Below are 17,240 nucleotides of genomic sequence, written 5' to 3'. Positions count from 1 at the left end.
TTCACAAAACACCGAAAGCTATCACATACCCAATTTGCTGAAGCGAGGCCAGCTGGCCACGACTCAGTACCCGAATTTCTTGACGACCATAGAGCATTGGAACCACCTGATCCCATCCCGAACTCAGTAGTGAAACGATGCATCGCCGATGGTAGTGTGGGGTTTCCCCATGTGAGAGTAGGTCATCGTCAAGATTAAATTCCGAAACCCCATTTGCGAAAGCAGATGGGGTTTTGTTTTGGGCGGTCGAAAACTCAATCAGCGCGAATCCCCCCCGACAAATTTGCACAGTTATTTCTGAACCAGAACACTAGAATAGGCACCTAACCTTTTTTAGAGTCCGAGCCCTACTTATGTCCGATCCGGTTGATGCCCTTGAGGTATCGGATTTACCACTGGACGACCTGGTGGCATGCCATGAGTGCGACTTGCTGATGCGCAAACCAGTGCTCGCCCTTGGCGAAAAAGCCCAATGCCCCCGTTGCGGTTACGAGCTTTATGCTCACCGTCACAATGTCGTTGAGCGAAGTCTCGCCTTGGTTCTGGCTGCACTGCTGTTGTACATCCCTGCGAACTTTCTACCCATCATGCAGCTCAATCTACTCGGGCAGTCTTCTGAAGACACCGTGTGGAGCGGCGTCGTCGGTCTGTTCGATACAGGCATGCAGGGCGTCGCTGCGGTTGTCTTCCTGTGCAGCATGGGTATCCCCTTGCTAAAGCTGCTTTGCCAATTGGCAGTGCTACTCAGCATCCGCTGGAAGGTCGGCCGCAGTTATGGACTGCTGCTGTACCGCATCTACCATCACATGAAAGATTGGGGGATGTTGGAGGTTTACTTGATGGGCGTGCTGGTGGCGATCGTGAAACTTGCCGACATGGCGTCCATCACTGTTGGCCTGGGTCTGGTCTGCTTCGTCAGCCTGCTAATGGTTCAAGTGTTACTTGAGGTGGTGATGTCGCCCCACCAGATCTGGCAAGCGTTGTCAGGAGAGGATGATCATGCGGGCGATTGATGCGGGCATTCTGATTTGTACCGAATGCCATGAATTAAACAAGCAAGAACCGGATACCGACGAGCAAACCTGTACCCGTTGTGGTGCGCTGATCCATGCCCGCCGTCCCAACAGCCTCACCCGCACCTGGGCGTTGCTGATCACGGCAGCTATTCTGTATATCCCCGCTAACCTGTTGCCTATCATGACCATCAACTCCCTCGGGCAGGGTGATCCCAGTACGATCATGGCCGGGGTGATCCAACTGGTGCAGCACGGTATGTTTCCTATTGCGGCTGTCGTGTTTATTGCCAGTATCCTCGTGCCGACGTTCAAACTGGTAGGCATCGGTCTGCTACTGTTCTCGGTGCAGCGTCACCAGCCGCTATCCGCGCAACAACGCATCGTGATGTACCGCTTTATCGAATTCATTGGCCGCTGGTCCATGCTGGATATCTTCGTGATCGCCATCCTGGTGGCGGTTGTAAACTTTGGGCGACTTGCCAGTGTCGAGGCCAATCTCGGCGCTGCAGCGTTCGCCAGTGTGGTGATCTTGACGATGCTTGCCGCAGTAACTTTCGATCCCCGACTGATTTGGGATAACACGGAGTCGGACGACGACCATGAGTGATTTGCCTAAAGCTAAAACCCGCCCAGCCTCCAACTGGTCGGCTATTTGGGTGTTGCCCCTGATTGCCCTGATCATCGGTGGCTGGCTGGGGTGGCGTGCCTATTCCCAGCAGGGCATCGATATCCAGGTACGCTTTGAAAGCGGCGAAGGTATCCAGGTCAACAAAACCGAAGTGGTCTATAAAGGCATGCCGGTGGGTAAGGTCAAGGCCCTGGCCTTGGACGATGAAGGTAACAATCGCGGGGTGATTGCGACCATCGAGATGAACAAGGACGTCGAACAATACCTCAAGACCAACACCCGCTTCTGGCTGGTCAAACCGAGCGTCAGCCTCGCCGGCATCACCGGCCTGGAAACCCTGGTTTCGGGTAATTACATCGCCGCCAGCCCAGGCGACGGTGAGCCCACGCGCAAATTCAAGGCACTCTCCGAAGAGCCGCCCTTATCTGACGCCAAGCCAGGCTTGCACCTGACGATCAAGGCCGACCGACTCGGCTCCCTCAACCGTGGCAGTCCGGTGTTCTACAAGCAGATTCAAGTGGGCCAGGTCAAAAGCTATCTGCTCTCCGAAGACCAGAGCACTGTCGAGATCAAAGTCTATATCGAACCGACCTACGCCAGCCTGGTGCGCAAACACACGCGTTTCTGGAACGCCAGCGGCATCAGCATCGACGCCAACCTTTCCGGCGTGAAAGTCCGCAGTGAGTCCCTCTCCAGTATCGTCGCCGGCGGCATTGCCTTCGCCACGCCAGAGAACCGCAAGGACAGCCCACCCACTGACCCGAGCCTGCCATTTCGGCTCTACGAAGATTTCGACGCCGCTGCGGCCGGTATCAAGGTCAAGGTCAAGCTCACCGACTTCGAAGGCCTGCAGGCCGGTCGCACACCTGTGATGTACAAAGGCATCCAGGTTGGCAGCCTGAAAACCCTGAAGATTGATCCGGACCTGTCCAGCGCCAACGCGGAGCTGACCCTCGACCCGCTGGCCGAAGATTACCTGGTGCAAGATACCCAGTTCTGGGTCGTCAAGCCTTCCATCTCCCTGGCAGGCATCACCGGGCTTGAAGCGTTGGTCAAAGGTAACTACATCGCCATTCGCCCGGGTGACAAAGGCAGCGCTCCCCAGCGTGAATTCGTCGCGCGCGCCAAAGCACCACCGTTGGATCTGCGTTCTCCAGGCCTGCACATGGTGCTGTTCACCGACAACCTCGGTTCCCTGGATGTCGGCAGCCCGATCCTCTACAAACAGGTCAAGGTCGGCTCGGTGCAGAGCTACCAGTTCTCGCGCAAGAACAAGCAATTGGTGATCGGCGTTCACATCGAGAAGGAATACGAAAACCTGGTCAATGGCTCGACGCGCTTTTGGAATGCCAGCGGCGTCACCCTGACCGGCGGCCTCACTGGCGGCATTCAGGTGAAGAGTGAATCCCTGGCCAGCCTGATGGCCGGCGGCATCGCCTTCGAAACGCCGGAGCCCAACGTTCCGTTGAAAAAACGCATCCCACGTTTCCGCCTGTTTGCCGACCGCGAAGCCGCCAACCAACACGGTACCCTGGTGACCATCAAGGTCAACCGCGCCGACGGCATGCGTCCTGGCACACCGGTGCGCTTCAAAGGCCTGGACGTGGGCAAGATTGAAAGTGTTGACCTCAGTGCCGACATGCAGTCGGTATTGCTCAGTGCGCGTATCACCCAGGTAGCGGACCGCATCGCCCGCGTCGGCAGCCAGTTCTGGGTGGTCAAGCCCGAGTTGGGCCTGATGAAAACCTCCAACCTGGAAACCCTGGTCACCGGGCAATACATCGAAGTGCAACCGGCCGCGAAAAACGCCGGCCCGCAAAAGAGTTTTGTCGCGCTGGACCAGCCTCCCGAGGCCGTCCACCAGGAAGCTGGCCTGAGCCTGACACTCAGCGCCGCACGCCGTGGCTCGCTGAAGGAAGGCGTACCGGTCACCTACCGCGAAGTCACCGTGGGCAAGGTGACAGGCTATGAGTTGGGCCAAACCGCTGACCGTGTCCTGATCCATATTTTGATCGAACCCAAGTACGCACCCCTCGTGCGCAGCGGCAGTCGCTTCTGGAACACCAGTGGCTTTGGCCTCGACTTCGGTCTGTTCAAAGGCGCTACCGTGCGTACTGAGTCCCTGGAGACGTTGGTTGCCGGTGGCATCGCCTTCGCGACACCGGACGGCGAGCGCATGGGCAATGCCGCCAGGCCACAACAAACCTTCCCGCTGTTCGACAAGTTTGAAGATGAATGGCTGACGTGGGCGCCTAAAATCCCGCTCGGCAAATAGGCCGAGGCGTGGCCATCGCGGGCAAGCCCGGCTTCCTCACTCGACCGCATTCCTACAGGGAAAAACTCGGTCAACTGTGGGAGCCGGGCTTGCCCGCGAAGAGGCCCTCAAAAGCACCATACTATTCAAACCCATAAAAAAGGCCGCGATCCATAAGATCGCGGCCTTTTCATATTTCAGCGTCGTGGATTAAACCTCGTCCAACTCCGGCTCATTCATCGTCGCCTTCACCACATCGTGACGACGGATGTACTTCCAGTCCGCCTCATCGATATAGATGCCGTTCGGCCCACTGCCACCTTCCAGGTCGATCGCCACTTGGGCGGACACCTGCGGTTTCACACTGGCCAGGATTGGCACGAAGCCCAGTTGCAAACTGGTTTCCAGCAGCGCCGCCTGGTTTTTCTCGTCGATGTCCGCAGCTTCGTCGAGGTAGTACGGCAAACGCACACGCCCGGCCTGGTCGCGGTCCATCAAGTGCAGCAACAAGTACATGTTGGTCAGCGCCTTGATGGTCATGGTGGTGCCGTTGGATGCGGCACCATCGATGTCGGTGTGGGTCACCGGTTGGCCATGTACCTTGGTGATCTCGAACGCCAGCTCGAACAAGTCCTTGAGGCCCAACTGGTTATGGTTGGCGGCCACTAGGCGCGCCAGGTATTCCTTGGCTTCTTCGTTCTTGTTGTCCTGCTCGGCGCTCTGGCTGAGGTCGAACACCGAGAGGGTTTCGCCTTCTTCATACTGACCGGCACTGTGGATGATCTGGTCGATATGCTTGAGGGCTTCTTTGTTCGGCGCCAGCACGATGCGGAAGCTTTGCAGGTTAGAGACCTGACGCTTGTTGATCTCGCGGTTGAACAACGCCAATTGGTGCTCGAGGCTGTCGTAGTCACTGCGGATATTACGCAGGGTCCGCGCAATGTCGGTCACCGCCGCGCGACGTGCCTTGCCCAGGGTCAGGGCCTCGTCAGTGCGGTGTGCATAAGCGTTGATCAGCAACTGCAGGCGACGCTCAACATCATCCTCGCTGTCGAACTTGGCCACGCCCTTGAGGCGCACCTGTGCATACAGCGCTTCAATCTGGCCATCGGCGCGCAGCAAGCCTTGCCAGCTGTCCTGGTAGTCGTTGAGCAGCGGCAGCAGGTTGTCCATGGAGTCGTCTACCGGGTCCATGAAGGGTGTACCGAACGGCAGGTCTGCCGGCAACAGCTGACGACGGCGCAACGCATCATCCAGCGTGCGCTGCTTGGCTTCCATGTCGCCGATCTGACGGCCGACCAGTTGCAGCTTGGCCGACAGTTGCTGGACGCGTTCAGTGAAGGCATCACTGGAGCGCTTCAACTCATCCTGCGCCGCTTCCATCTGCGCCAGGTTTTCCAGCTTCTCGCCTTCCTCCGCGCTCAGGGTTTGGGTACGGCGGAAGTCTTCAAGGGCCTTCTGCGCATCCAGCACTTGCTGGTACAGCGCTTCAGTCTGGGTCTTGCTCGCGGCACGGTCAGACGCGACGGCCTGCTGGGTTTTCAGCTGCTTGAGTTCTTTTTCCAGGCGCTCTTTCTGGTCGCGCAATGCCGCACGATCCGCCAAGGCCTGCAAGGCTGGCGGCTCAATGTGGGAAATGTCGATGGACAGCCCCGGCACTTCAAAACGCTCGCCCTTGAAGCCATCGAGGATCTGCTCCAGGGATTTGACCCACTGGCCATCCTCGTCCAGCGTGATGCCATGCTCGCCCAATGGCAGGCTGAACAACGAACTGTTGAACAGGCGCATCAGACGTTCGACGTCCTGCTGCGAGAACTCTTCCCGCAGCTTGGCATAGCTGTTGTTGTCAGCGTGGTCGAGTTGCTGCTTGACCGACTTCAAGCGCTTTTCAAGGTCGCGCAAACGCTCGTCCAGATCCTCGGCGCTGAACTGCCGCGACTGCGCCAGCGCGCCCGCCAGTTCATCGTGCGCGTCCTTGGCTGCCAGCAGTTGTTGCTCCAGCACCTTCACGTCATCCACCAACGCAAAGCGGTGCTTGAGCACCGACAGTTCGCCCAACCAGCGTTGGATACCGCTGATCTCACGCTCCAGGCGCATCAGCTCCTGAGTGCCGCCGCGTTGGTCGTTCTGCAGTGCGTCCTGCTCGTTGCGGTAGTGCTCGGCCTGGATGGTCAGCTCTTCCTTGCGTGCACTGGCGTAGTCCGACCAGGTGCCCAGCAACGAATCCAGCAGCGGCGACAGGCGATGCAATTTACCGCGCAACACGTCGCGCTGGCGAACACCATTGGACAGCGCTTCTACCAGCGGGCCGGCGGCGACCAGGGAGTTGTAGTCCTGTTCCATGCGCCTTACATCGCGGAAGGCTTCTTCGCACGCGGCGATGTAATCGACACTGCCGGAACGCAAGCTGTGTTCGAAGGCATCGAGAAACAATTGCTTGAGCTTGGCCGCAGTGATTTCGCGCATGTGCAGCAGGTTGATAAACAGCGCGCGGAAGGTCTTCAGGCTCTGCTCGCTGGTGGAACGCAGCGGGATCAACGTCAGGTCCAGCGGGATCGACGTATGGCCGCCCACCAGCAAACGGCGCAGTTCATCCGGCTTGAGTTCGTAGGCTTTCAGGCCTTCGCGCTCCAGGTTGGTGAACAGCTCTTTCTGGCGCAGGCAGGTGTCATTCTTCTGGTAGTGAGCCAGGTCCAACTTGCCGGCATAGGCAAAGAACTGGTGACCGAAACCACCGCCCGGGCCGCGCCCGACCACGCCGATCACGTGCGGGCCGTGGGGCAGGGAGACTTCGACAAGGATGTAGCTGGTGTCGGTGGCGAAGTAGAAGCGCCGCGATTGTTCCAGGGTGTACTTGCCGAAACTCATGTCCGACATGCGCGCCAGGATCGGGAACTGCAAGGCGTTGATCGACGCGGATTTACCCAGGTTGTTCGCGCCATACACCGACAGCGGTTCTTCCAGCGGGAACAAACCCAGACTGTAACCGGCCGTGTTCAATAGGGCGAAGCGGCGGATGCCGTAGCGTTCCTTGCTCATGCATCGGTCTCCTGTTCTTCGGCAATCGCACGGGCCAGTGCGTCTTCTTCGCTTTCATCCGCGAAGTCGCTCAAGTCGAGTGGGTCATCGGTTTTCAGCAGCTTCTCATCGCTGTCTTCGTCGATGATCACCGGTGCCGGCAGCGGCAACACGCTGTGCACGCTGGCCGCCAGGTCGCGGTCTTGCTGCACCGACAGGCACACATCGAGGAAACGGTGCATGGGCGGCAGGAAGCGATAGATACCGTTGTCTTCGCTGGCAAAACCCAGCTGGGTCATGCGGCGCATGATTTTTTCTTCGAGTTCTTCCTGGGTCTGCACCTCGGCCTGGATAAACAGGTCGCGGTACTTCTCCAGCAGCGACGGCAACTCATCACGGCCCAGGCTGCCACCGTCGAGCACGGCAATCGGGTCGCGGCCTTGGTCGGCCAAGTGCTCGACGATGATGAAGGTAAACAGTGCCAGGCGCTGGGCGGTCTTGTTCACCTGCGCGCTGGCGATGGCGGAGTCCGGCACGAAATAGTAGAAACCCCGTGTATCGCAGACCAGCTCAAAGCCCAAGGCCCTGAACAGCGTGCGGTACTGGTCCTGGAAGTTCGACAGTTGCGCGTACAGCTCCGGGTCGCGGCGGCTGACGTGGTAACCCTTGAACAGCTCGCGAAAGATCGGCGCCAGCTGGGACAGTTCGGATAGATCAAGATGCATGCGAAGTCCTTACAGAAGCGGTGCTCGCAGAATTCTCGGCGGCGTCGGGCGTGGCCGGGAGCAGGGCGAACGAGCGCAGGCTGACCTGGTGCTCGTGTGTGTGGTAATCGCGACGCTCCAGGCGTTCGCGCTTGAAGCGTTTTTCGCGAGACAGCCGTGAGAACCAGTACAGCAATTCGTCGGTGGCGCCGTCCGGTTCCTGCTCCAGTAACCAAGTCATCAGGTCTGGCATCGGCAGTGCGTCTTCGCAACGCTCGAGCATCTCCTTGACCGTGCGCGGTGCGCGCTGGGCGTCGCCCTTGTGGGATTTGTGCGCCTTGGGGAAACGTGCCGGTTTCGGCTCGAAATTCGCCAGGGCATACACGTACGCCTCGACTTGGCTGGCACTGCCGAGAAAGGTACTTTGCGGCCGGGTGAACATCGGCATCGCCGCTTGCGGCACCGCGTCCAGGCCCTTGCGGCGGATGGCCGACAAGGCCAGCGCCGCGCCACGGGTCACGGCGTTGTGCCGGCGCGCTTCTTCGCGCAGCGGCAGCAACAGCTCGCGAGCATGGCGCAGGGTCAGTTGGGCGCTGGTCTGCATTTCGAGGATGCGTGCGTGGGTGCGCAGCAGCATGTCGTCGTCCACCAAGTGGCCGAGGCGCTGTTGCTCGGTGAGCATGCGCAGCAGCACGTTTTCTACCTTGCGCACGCCTTGCTCGAAGGCGCCGTCGGCGTTCACCAATTGGATCATGGGTTCGACGTATTCGTCCCAGGTCGCCAATACCTCGGCATAACGCTGGCGCAGCGGGATCTGCCGATCGCTGGTCTTGGCCCGGTCGGCCACGGCGGCGAGGGCCTGCTCGTCGTTGGCGAGCTTTTTCAGCACGTCGCGCACGCGCATATCCAGCAGGCGCAGCTGGCGGGCCAGGTCGTGGCCATCACGGATGTCGAAGGCGTCCTGGATATAACCGGCCAGGCGCTCAAGGTGGCGCAGGTAGGCTTCGATTTCCAGGCACAGGCCAAGCCGGTGCTCCTTGCGAAGATAGGCCAGGAAGTCGTGGATCTGCGCATTGAGCTCGAATCGGTTCGGGCTCTTGGCGACAGGCACCAGGATATCCAGGCGAATCCACACGTCCAGCAGGCTGGTGATGTCCTGGGGCGTGCTGTCCAGTTGTTGGGCGGCCAGTTGTGCGCGCAGCTCGCCCAGGCTCAGGGTGCCTTGGTCGAAGTGTTCGCACAGTGGCTCAAGTAAGGCCCAGTGTTCGGCGAGGGCGCGCAGGACGCGCTTGGGTTCGATCATGGGAATGGCCGGCTGGTTGGCGATTAAAAGTCGCGATTGTACTGCATCGGACGCGGGATTTATCCACAGCCGGTCAGTACGCAGTGGGCGATTGTTACCGAACAGCGGTAGAATCCCCGCTCTTTAGTTATCCACAAGTGGCCGAGCTGTGCTTATCGAGTCCCGACGTCGCGCTTACTTGACCGCCATGCAGGTGGTCAACTGGCTGCCCCGCACCGAACTGCCGTTTGCCGCGCCGTCGCGGCCGGAGCTGTTGCAGGCGCTTGAGCCCTACGAGGCGTTCGAGTCGTCGGGGGAAGAGGCGGCCGCGCCCGTGGCGGTGGTCGAGCCCACCCCGCAAACGCGCCCGGTGGTAGAACGGGCGAAGATCGAAGTGCCGCGTCCCGCGCCAGTCACCAAGGCGGCCAAGGTGGTCGAAGAGGCCGCGCCGGTGGTCAAGGCCCCGGTGGTACCGCCACCGCGTTTTGCCCTGCAATTGCTGCGGGCCGGGCGCTGCCTGCTGCTGGTGGAGTTGCCGACCGGCGAACGCTTCCAGACCCGCGACCCCGCCTACATGCTGCTAAAAGACATGCTGCGTGCCGCCGGCCTGCCCGACAGCCCGCAAATCGTCGGCGACCCGGTGCGCTGGCCGCTGCTGGTGCGCGGCAACATGGACCAGGGCCCGGAAGCCGCGAGGGATTTTGTGCAAGGCTTTGTATCGGCGCGCCTGGAAGACGAACCCTGTGTGTGCCTGTGGCTGATCGGCCTGCCCGCCGTGCGATTTGCCGGCGAAGCCAACGCCGAAGCCTGGTACCGCGAGCTCCAGGTCGAAAGCCTGGGCTCGGTATGGGCCCTGCCGGGCCTGGAATTATTAATGGAAGAGCCACAGCGTAAGGCTGATGTCTGGCAAGCCATGCGCCGGCTGATGGCGCGCTGGAAAACGACCGATGAGTGAGGCTTTATCCTTCCGCCCGATGACCGAGGCCGACCTCGACGCCGTGCTGAAAATCGAATACGCGGCGTTCAGCCACCCCTGGACCCGTGGGATATTTCTCGACGGGTTGGGCAAGTACCAGATCTGGCTGATGTTTGAAGGTGAACAGCAGGTGGGGCATGGCGTGGTGCAGATCATCCTCGACGAGGCTCACCTGCTGAATATCACCGTGAAACCGGAAAACCAGGGCCGCGGCCTCGGCCTGGCGTTGCTGGAACATCTGATGTCCCGCGCCTATGCCGCCAATGCCCGTGAATGCTTCCTGGAAGTGCGCGACAGCAATACCGGCGCGTTTCGCCTGTATGAGCGCTATGGCTTCAATGAAATTGGCCGCCGGCGCGACTATTACCCCGCCGTCGGTGGCCGCGAAGATGCGGTCGTGATGGCCTGCACCCTGGTCGATTAAACACCGTCCAAAACCGTAGGAGCCGGCTTGCCGGCGATGGCGTCCTCGAGATCGCCATCGCCGGCAAGCCAGGCTCCTACAGGCCGGGGTTAATAGTCTGGGCGAAGGTGTATCAGGGTTTACCGTCTATCGGGTCGATATCCGCCAGTTCGGCCTCATCCAACCCAGTACCCCCGCCAATTTCATCTTCATCGACGATGCTCAGGTCGTAATCCGCCGGGTTATCCTCGCCTTCTTCACGGGCATCGCGCGCACCATCCTCACGGATCAACGTTTCCGGACTTAAATCATCATCAGTCGGCTCGTGATCATCTGTGGACGCGCCGGTGAGACCTGCTTCACGCACCCGTTCGTCGGGCATTCGGTGTTCACGTTCGCGACGAGGGATCTCATCGCCGATCTCCGCCGTCGGTTCTTCTTCGTCAAAATCCAGTTCGCGCATCGAGCCCATGCGGTCCTCATTGTCATCTATGGGTTCAGGCTGCGTAGCGCCGTAGGGACGTCGTGATTCAGTCATGGCCAATCCTCATACTGTGGGGCTTATAGTGTGTGGACAGGCTGGGCGGCCCAAAGATTCAAGCTAATTCACGCTTGTTATTCACCGGCAGGGCGTGACCTGGACGTGGGGTTGTCAGTCACAAAACTGCGCATCATTCCTGAGGCTTTCCCTGATGAACGAACTACAAGACCTGCTTGATAACAACGAACGCTGGGCGGACGCGATCAAACAGGAAGATCCCGAATTCTTCGCCAAGCTCGCCCGCCAGCAAACCCCGGAATACCTGTGGATCGGCTGTTCCGACGCACGGGTACCGGCCAACGAGATCGTCGGCATGCTGCCCGGTGATCTGTTCGTACACCGTAACGTGGCCAACGTGGTGCTGCACACCGACCTCAACTGCCTGTCGGTGATCCAGTACGCAGTGGACGTGCTCAAGGTCAAACACATCCTGGTCACCGGCCACTATGGCTGTGGCGGCGTGCGCGCGTCGATGCAAGACCGTCAGTTCGGCCTGATCGATGGCTGGTTGCGCACCATTCGTGACCTCTACTACGAAAACCGCGACGTGTTGGCCCAGCTGCCGACGGAAGAAGAGCGCGTCGACCGCCTGTGCGAGTTGAACGTGATCCAGCAAGTGGCCAACGTCGGTCACACCAGCATTGTGCAAAACGCCTGGCACCGTGGGCAGAGCCTGTCGATCCATGGCTGCATCTACGGCATCAAGGATGGCCGCTGGAAGAGCTTGAACACCACCATCAGTGGTTTCGAGCAGTTGCCGCCGCAATATCGCCTGCGCCCGCTGGGTGAAGCCTAAGGGCGTTTGCGCTCGCGCCACTGGGCCATGAACGCCTGGCCCTCGGCGCTTAGCAGCTCGTCGTGACCGGTAATCCAGCCCCTGCAGTTCAGCTCGCCGCATTGGCAAGCGAACTGCCGGAACAGCACGTCTTCGGTCATGGTGTAATCCATGCTCAGCAGCTCGCCTGGACGGATGTCCCGCAGGGTCCAGACCTCCAGATAGTGCAGGTCGAGAAACACATTCGGTTTGCATGAATGTGAAAACAGGCCACTGAACCAACAGTCGTAGAGGTGGGTGCGCGACGATAGCTGCAAGGTGTGCAGGCGTCGCTCGTTCAGGGCATAGCCAGAGATTTTGGCGATGCACACACGGCTGTCAAAGGCCGTGCGTGCCTTGATTCCGACCCCCACGCCTTCAATGTTCTGCACCACTTCGAATTGCTCGACCGAAGGGTAGCCCGGTCCGAGCGTGGACTTGAAAGGGTAAAGGCAGTCACTCACAGCAGTTTTAGCCTTATCCATGGCCTGAGTTTTCATAACTCTCCTGGTTTAGGCTGCATCGACCTGCGGGTGGTGTCTGACTACCGGTCTTGCAGCTGATGTACGCCGCTCAAGACTCGCTGAAGATGGTGCCGATTTCTACTGTCAATGTTGACAGTAGAAATCGACGGTTTTTTGTGCGAACTACAACGCCGGGGCCGCAATGGCTGGGGTGGGGGCGGCATTCTTGAGTTGTTTCAACTGCGTCTTGATGGCGGGCGTGGCGCATTTTGCGTTTGCCTCCTCCGGGGACAAGTTGCGCACCGAGGTATAAAACAACTCACAGGTCTGCTCCTTGCGTGTGACTTGCCAGGTGTTCATGCATGCCTTGAGCAATACATTCGGATCGCTTGCTGGTTTCTGGCCCATCCCGGCCTGCCAGCACGCGGCGCTCAGATCCTGGCCCATCACCTTCAAACCGGCCTCATCGGCTTTCTGCTCGTTACCGTCGTAGGTGTCGGGGCTTGCGGCATACCAAATGTAACTTGGGTGGTTAGCGCCCAGCACCGACACGTTTTGGCCCGGTGTCGGGCTGATCTGCGCCAGGCTCAGCACGTTCACGGTCTGCCCGTATTGCTGCTTGATCCAGCTGCGCACCGGCGCGCCGAACGCAACCATGGGCAAAGCGCCTTTGGCCGACAGGCTCAGTTCCTGGACCATGCGCGTCTGGTAATCGGTGAAATAGCTGTAGACGGTTTCCAGGTCCTTGCCTGCGTTGGATGGCGCGGCAATGGGCGCGATATCGATGATGGTCTGGTAAGCCGGGGTTTCGGTGGCCGGGATGCCGTTATCCGTGAGCAAGGTGGCCCAGCGGTCGGTGGTGGCCGATTCCAGGTAATCCTGGGCCTGGGTCAGGGAATAATCCGGCGGGAAATGCAGCAGCTCGATGCTTTTTCGGTTTTCCAGGGCCATGCCCAGCGGCAGGAACAGGTACCAGTTATAGGCCCACTTGCCATCGCTGTTGAGCTTGCTGGCGCCCTGGTAGGCCAGATCGGCGGTATTGAGCAACGTGGTCAGGGGTTGGCCATAGCTCTCCGGAACCCCGCTGAACGTGGCGGATACTTGCCCGTCACGGGTCTTGACGCTGACTTTCGCCCGACTGTATCCATCCCGTTGCAGGCTCTGGTTCAGATAGTGCTCGGCAGTCTGTTCCAGCGTCCATGGCCGAAAGCAGATCACGTTGCAGTTATTGGGGTAGGCGAACAGTTGGGTCACACGCTGTGTGTTCCCCAACGGCACCTCGATGTCGGCCTGTACGACCGCACTCGCCATCAGTGCGGCCAGGGTGAAGGACAGCCTGGTCGGTTTAAACATGATTGTTTCCTTGTCAGCGAAAGCCCGTCTGCGCGGGATGAAAGCCCACCTCCACACAGTAGCGGCTGACCAGGAAAGCCGCGCACTAAATCACCCGGCGTGTCGCTATTGGATAAGAAAACCTACAGGTTGAATTGCAAGGCATTGCTCAAGTCACCCATGGGCTTCTGGCCACGAGCGATCATGGCGTCATCCCGCTGCTTGAGGCCGTCCAAGGTCTCCAGCTGGAACACCCGGGTGATCAACCGCAGGATCGAGGCAGTGTCGTACACCGTATGGTCCACCGTGCCTTTGCGTGCGAACGGCGACACCACAATCGCCGGGACCCGTGTGCCCGGTCCCCAGCGGTCGCCCTTGGGTGGGGCCACGTGGTCCCACCAGCCGCCGTTTTCATCGACGGTCACCACCACCACCATGTTTTTCCACTGCGGGCTCTCTTGCAGCACTTTCAGGGCGCGGGCGATATGGCGGTCGCCAGAGGCCACGTCGGCATAACCGGCGTGCATGTTCAGGTTGCCTTGAGGCTTGTAGAAGGTCACCGCGGGCAGTTTGCCGGCTTGGGCGTCGGCGAAGAACTTGTTGGTGCTCGACTCATCCCCCAAACCACCATCGCGCAGGCGCTTGTCACGCTCGGCGCGATTTTCCGGACCCTGCTGCTTGAAGTAGTTGAATGGCTGGTGGTGATACTGGAAGTTAGGAATCTTCGGAATGCCGCCCGAGTCCTTGAACTGCTCCAAGGTGGCTTGCCACGCGCCGGCGTACCAGGCCCAGTCGACATTCTTTTTCGACAGCTTGTCACCGATGTGCTCGTGGGTTTGTGGCACCAGCACGTTGGGCAGGTCGGGTTTGGAGTAATCCGGGTTTTCCGGGTCGCGGATCCAGGTCGGCCAGTAAGGCGGCGCCAGGGTGTTCACGCCGTAACCGTCCGGGGTCAACGCACTAGGGCCGAACTGTGGCGGGCCGGTCATCGCGCTGGCCGGGGACTTGTCCAGCGGCTTGAGGCGCGGGTCGGTGGGGTCATCGCTTTGCAGCGTGGCGATCTGCGCCTTGGCCACCGATTGCGCGGCATTCGGGTAAAACGGTGCGGTGGCGCTGATCAGGTATTGATGGTTGAGGAACGAGCCACCGAACGCACCCTGGAAGAAGTTATCGCACAGCACAAACTCTTTGGCGACGTCCCACAGGCGCAGGGAGTACCGGCTCTGGGCGTAGTGCCCCATCACCAGGCCACCGGAGTCCGCCCAGGCAACGAAACCGTCGTTCTTGCCGCCATTGATCTGCATCTGGTTCTGGTAGAACACGTGCCACAAATCGCGGGTGACCAGGCTCAGGGGCAGGTCTTCGCCGTTGGGCCCCTTGAGGGCGAACGGCGCGTTGGGCAGGTTTTCCTGGAATTGCACCTCGCTGGGGTAGGTCACCCCGTCCACCGTTTGCGGGCCGACTTGCAACACGCCGCCCCAGGTGGGAGGCAGGGTGGACAGCACACTGCCGTCGCGGTCGCGTTGCTGGACGTCAGCGACAGAAAGGGCCGACAGTGGTTTCTCTACACCGGGGAAATCTGCAAACAAATTGTTGAAGCTGCGGTTCTCGGCATAGATCACCACCACGGTTTTCACCTGGTCGTGCAAGGCCTTGTCCAGCTCTTGCGGCGTCAGTGGCCGCGCCACCGGCTTGCCCGGTACTTCGCCGGTATTGCCGCAGCCACTCAGGGTCGCACCGACCCCCAACACCGCCGCGCCTCCCAGGAAACGCCGACGGCTGGTATCTACGGGCGGTTGGTCGGCGGAATCGGGGGTAGGGCGGTCTTCGTGCTCGTCACTCATTGCGGGGAGTCCTTGGCGAGTTGTTGCAAGATATTTCGCAGGACGGTAGCAACGGAATGTGACGGAACGAAGACAGCGATTTGAATCGGAGGATTACAGCAGACGCAGTGCCAACTGGCTGCCTGCACGCAGGTACTCCACCTGAGCAGTCACCGCATCTTTGACGATGGCCTCGCCCGTATCGGTCAGCTTGGCCTTTTTTGCATCGATCACGCTGGTCTGCAATAACTGCATGGCCACGTCGATCGATTTTTGAAAGGCGGTCACGTTGTTGTGCTGGCCGAACTCTTTGATAACGGCCGCCATGCGGCGATCGGCGTCGTCTCGCAAGGCCCTGTACTCAGTGAACGACACGTTGCCGTCCTGGTAAATATCAGTGATCAACTCTTCCAGTGATTTGGATAGGGGCGTCATCGGAGTTTCCTTGGTGCTAGGTGAGTAGGAGTCCGAGTCAGGTTAATCAAAGGTGTTGGCGAGAGGAGTCGGGGGTTGCCGTTGTCTGGAGTAGGACAACCCCACGCGTTACATCAGAAGGTGCTTTTAAGGCATCACCGGCGGCAAATACGTCAACGTCGTCCCCAGCGCCCACAGCAGGAACAACACCAGCGGGGTGTGCACCAGCAACTGCACGAACGAGAACCCGATCAAGTCCCGCGCCTTCAAGCCCAGCACCCCCAGCAACGGCAGCATGTAGAACGGGTTGATCAGGTTCGGCAGCGCTTCGGCTGCGTTGTAGATCTGCACCGACCAGCCCAGGTGGTATTGCAGGTCATTGGCCACCTGCATCACATACGGTGCTTCGATAATCCACTTGCCGCCGCCCGACGGGATAAAGAAGCCCAGCACTGCCGAGTACACACCCATCAGCAACGCGTAGGTGTCGTGGGAGGCGATGGAGGTGAAGAAGGTCGAGATATGGTGCGCCAGAGTCTGGCCGTCACCGCCCTTGACCACGGTCATCAGCGCGGCGATCGAGCCGTACAGCGGGAACTGGATCAGTACGCCAGTGGTGGTCGGAACGGCACGGGCCACTGCATCGAGGAAGCTGCGCGGGCGCCAGTGCAGCAGGGCACCGGTCATGATGAACAGGAAGTTATAGGTGTTCAGCCCCGAGATCGCGCTGATCGCCGGCTTGGTCGAAAACTCATGGAACAGCCAGCCAGCCGCCAGCAGCGCCAGCAGGATAGTCAGCAATGGGCTGTGTTCCAGCCATTCACCCGGGCGGGTGGGAGCTTGCAGCTTGGGCAGGTTGAAGGCTGGGTCGACCCCGCAAGCCTTGGCATCGCGGGCGCTGTTCGGGCCGGGGGCTGTGGCATAGGCGATGATCAGCGATACCACGATCAACGCCAGCAAGAGCACGCCGGATTGCCACAGGAAAATGGTGTCGGTGAAGGGGATCACCCCCGTGATCGACAGAATCGACGGTGGCAAGCTGGCCGGGTTGGCCTGCAACTGCGCGGCCGACGACGACAACCCCAGCGCCCACACAGCGCCCAGGCCCAGATAGGCCGCAGCCCCGGCCGCGCGATAATCCATGCGCAAATCAGTGCGACGCGCCAATGCCCGTACCAGCAAACCGCCAAACACCAGGGACAGGCCCCAGTTCAACAATGAGGCGACCATCGAGATCAAGGCCACCCAAGCCACGGCGGAGCGGCCGTTCTTGGGGATACGCGCCAGACGGTCGATCAGTTTCACCGCAGGCGGCGAACTGGCGACCACATACCCACCAATCACCACGAAGGCCATCTGCATGGTGAATGGAATCAGGCTCCAGAACCCATCGCCGAAGGCTTTGGCCGCTTCGGTCGGCGCGGCACCCATGCCCAGGGTTGCGACGGCGACGATGATCACGGCGAGGGCGGCAAACACCCAGGAGTCTGGAAACCAGCGTTCGGCGAAGTTGGAACAGCGCAGGGCAAATCGGGCATAGCGGCTTTCTTCGATAGCATCGGCCACGAGTC

Annotated in this window: 15 protein-coding genes and 1 rRNA gene; 7 read left to right on the top strand and 9 right to left on the bottom strand. The window is 60.1% G+C overall.

The window, feature by feature from the left end; genetic code table 11:
• Positions 1-78: 78 nt before the first annotated feature.
• The 4 genes from rrf (at position 79) to KHP07_RS05090 (ending at position 3,919) form a co-directional block, all read left to right on the top strand.
• A 5S ribosomal RNA gene (rrf, locus tag KHP07_RS05105) occupies positions 79-194 on the top strand.
• 159 nt (positions 195-353) lie between these two features.
• Positions 354-1,013 carry a paraquat-inducible protein A gene (locus KHP07_RS05100; protein ID WP_078046727.1) on the top strand — a complete coding sequence of 220 codons (660 nt, stop codon included), beginning with the start codon at positions 354-356 and terminating at the stop codon, positions 1,011-1,013.
• Positions 1,000-1,623, top strand: a complete 624-nt coding sequence (locus KHP07_RS05095) for a paraquat-inducible protein A (RefSeq protein ID WP_034101913.1) — start codon at positions 1,000-1,002, stop codon at positions 1,621-1,623. The genes KHP07_RS05100 and KHP07_RS05095 overlap by 14 nt, the downstream gene beginning before the upstream one ends.
• On the top strand, positions 1,616-3,919 hold the full coding sequence (locus KHP07_RS05090) for a PqiB family protein (RefSeq protein ID WP_078046729.1): 2,304 nt from the start codon (positions 1,616-1,618) through the stop codon (positions 3,917-3,919). The genes KHP07_RS05095 and KHP07_RS05090 overlap by 8 nt, the downstream gene beginning before the upstream one ends.
• Positions 3,920-4,108: 189 nt before the next feature.
• Here the strand turns inward: KHP07_RS05090 and mksF are convergent, their stop codons facing one another.
• From mksF to mksB, 3 genes are read right to left on the bottom strand one after another with little or no spacing between them, the layout of a single operon-like run.
• The gene (gene mksF, locus KHP07_RS05085; RefSeq protein ID WP_214496697.1) at positions 4,109-6,937 is read right to left on the bottom strand and encodes an Mks condensin complex protein MksF; all 2,829 of its coding nucleotides are present in this window, start codon (positions 6,935-6,937) and stop codon (positions 4,109-4,111) included.
• Positions 6,934-7,641 (bottom strand): Mks condensin complex protein MksE, encoded by a 708-nt coding sequence (gene mksE / locus KHP07_RS05080; RefSeq protein ID WP_133074863.1) that lies wholly within the window; start codon positions 7,639-7,641, stop codon positions 6,934-6,936. The genes mksF and mksE overlap by 4 nt, the downstream gene beginning before the upstream one ends.
• The gene (gene mksB, locus KHP07_RS05075) at positions 7,631-8,923 is read right to left on the bottom strand and encodes an Mks condensin complex protein MksB (RefSeq protein ID WP_078046732.1); all 1,293 of its coding nucleotides are present in this window, start codon (positions 8,921-8,923) and stop codon (positions 7,631-7,633) included. Before mksB ends, mksE begins: the two co-directional genes overlap by 11 nt.
• Before the next feature lie 187 nt (positions 8,924-9,110).
• On the opposite strand from mksB, the gene KHP07_RS05070 reads away from it, so the two are divergent.
• Together KHP07_RS05070 and rimI are read left to right on the top strand one after the other, a co-directional pair.
• Positions 9,111-9,857, top strand: a complete 747-nt coding sequence (locus KHP07_RS05070) for an energy transducer TonB (RefSeq protein ID WP_214496705.1) — start codon at positions 9,111-9,113, stop codon at positions 9,855-9,857.
• Positions 9,850-10,302: a ribosomal protein S18-alanine N-acetyltransferase gene (rimI, locus tag KHP07_RS05065; protein WP_003188286.1), complete on the top strand. Its 453-nt coding sequence runs from the start codon at positions 9,850-9,852 to the stop codon at positions 10,300-10,302. The genes KHP07_RS05070 and rimI overlap by 8 nt, the downstream gene beginning before the upstream one ends.
• Before the next feature lie 112 nt (positions 10,303-10,414).
• On the opposite strand, the gene KHP07_RS05060 is transcribed toward rimI, so the two are convergent.
• Positions 10,415-10,819, bottom strand: a complete 405-nt coding sequence (locus KHP07_RS05060) for a hypothetical protein (protein WP_028618685.1) — start codon at positions 10,817-10,819, stop codon at positions 10,415-10,417.
• 154 nt (positions 10,820-10,973) lie between these two features.
• Here KHP07_RS05060 and can point away from each other — a divergent pair, with 154 nt between their 5' ends.
• On the top strand, positions 10,974-11,618 hold the full coding sequence (can, locus tag KHP07_RS05055; protein WP_025856499.1) for a carbonate dehydratase: 645 nt from the start codon (positions 10,974-10,976) through the stop codon (positions 11,616-11,618).
• Here can and KHP07_RS05050 read toward each other — a convergent pair.
• The 5 genes from KHP07_RS05050 to KHP07_RS05030 all read right to left on the bottom strand — a co-directional run bounded on the left by KHP07_RS05050 (position 11,615) and on the right by KHP07_RS05030 (position 17,235).
• Positions 11,615-12,136 carry an SET domain-containing protein-lysine N-methyltransferase gene (locus tag KHP07_RS05050; protein WP_099493960.1) on the bottom strand — a complete coding sequence of 174 codons (522 nt, stop codon included), beginning with the start codon at positions 12,134-12,136 and terminating at the stop codon, positions 11,615-11,617. The genes can and KHP07_RS05050 overlap by 4 nt on opposite strands.
• Positions 12,137-12,283: 147 nt before the next feature.
• Positions 12,284-13,453, bottom strand: coding sequence for a hypothetical protein (locus KHP07_RS05045; RefSeq protein WP_214496696.1), 1,170 nt, complete (start codon positions 13,451-13,453; stop codon positions 12,284-12,286).
• Positions 13,454-13,575: 122 nt separating this feature from the next.
• Positions 13,576-15,276, bottom strand: a complete 1,701-nt coding sequence (locus KHP07_RS05040) for an acid phosphatase (RefSeq protein ID WP_214496695.1) — start codon at positions 15,274-15,276, stop codon at positions 13,576-13,578.
• Between the two features lie 93 nt (positions 15,277-15,369).
• Complete coding sequence (locus KHP07_RS05035) at positions 15,370-15,690, bottom strand: hypothetical protein (protein WP_078046738.1); 321 nt, start codon at positions 15,688-15,690, stop codon at positions 15,370-15,372.
• Positions 15,691-15,816: 126 nt separating this feature from the next.
• Complete coding sequence (locus KHP07_RS05030) at positions 15,817-17,235, bottom strand: short-chain fatty acid transporter (RefSeq protein ID WP_078046739.1); 1,419 nt, start codon at positions 17,233-17,235, stop codon at positions 15,817-15,819.
• Between the last annotated feature and the right edge of the window lie 5 nt (positions 17,236-17,240).

The organism is Pseudomonas sp. VS40 (assembly GCF_018587885.1).
GTDB classification, from domain to species: domain Bacteria; phylum Pseudomonadota; class Gammaproteobacteria; order Pseudomonadales; family Pseudomonadaceae; genus Aquipseudomonas; species Aquipseudomonas pergaminensis.
This window is presented reverse-complemented; position numbering and strand designations above follow the sequence as displayed.

What these genes read in the sequence shown, in the direction of transcription:
- KHP07_RS05100 (WP_078046727.1), top strand. Translation starts at nt 354, where the DNA reads ATGTCCGATCCGGTTGATGCCCTTGAGGTATCGGATTTACCACTGGAC.
- KHP07_RS05095 (WP_034101913.1), top strand. Translation starts at nt 1,000, where the DNA reads ATGCGGGCGATTGATGCGGGCATTCTGATTTGTACCGAATGCCATGAA.
- KHP07_RS05090 (WP_078046729.1), top strand. Translation starts at nt 1,616, where the DNA reads ATGAGTGATTTGCCTAAAGCTAAAACCCGCCCAGCCTCCAACTGGTCG.
- mksF (WP_214496697.1), bottom strand. Translation starts at nt 6,937, where the DNA reads ATGAGCAAGGAACGCTACGGCATCCGCCGCTTCGCCCTATTGAACACG.
- mksE (WP_133074863.1), bottom strand. Translation starts at nt 7,641, where the DNA reads ATGCATCTTGATCTATCCGAACTGTCCCAGCTGGCGCCGATCTTTCGC.
- mksB (WP_078046732.1), bottom strand. Translation starts at nt 8,923, where the DNA reads ATGATCGAACCCAAGCGCGTCCTGCGCGCCCTCGCCGAACACTGGGCC.
- KHP07_RS05070 (WP_214496705.1), top strand. Translation starts at nt 9,111, where the DNA reads ATGCAGGTGGTCAACTGGCTGCCCCGCACCGAACTGCCGTTTGCCGCG.
- rimI (WP_003188286.1), top strand. Translation starts at nt 9,850, where the DNA reads ATGAGTGAGGCTTTATCCTTCCGCCCGATGACCGAGGCCGACCTCGAC.
- KHP07_RS05060 (WP_028618685.1), bottom strand. Translation starts at nt 10,819, where the DNA reads ATGACTGAATCACGACGTCCCTACGGCGCTACGCAGCCTGAACCCATA.
- can (WP_025856499.1), top strand. Translation starts at nt 10,974, where the DNA reads ATGAACGAACTACAAGACCTGCTTGATAACAACGAACGCTGGGCGGAC.
- KHP07_RS05050 (WP_099493960.1), bottom strand. Translation starts at nt 12,136, where the DNA reads ATGAAAACTCAGGCCATGGATAAGGCTAAAACTGCTGTGAGTGACTGC.
- KHP07_RS05045 (WP_214496696.1), bottom strand. Translation starts at nt 13,453, where the DNA reads ATGTTTAAACCGACCAGGCTGTCCTTCACCCTGGCCGCACTGATGGCG.
- KHP07_RS05040 (WP_214496695.1), bottom strand. Translation starts at nt 15,276, where the DNA reads ATGAGTGACGAGCACGAAGACCGCCCTACCCCCGATTCCGCCGACCAA.
- KHP07_RS05035 (WP_078046738.1), bottom strand. Translation starts at nt 15,690, where the DNA reads ATGACGCCCCTATCCAAATCACTGGAAGAGTTGATCACTGATATTTAC.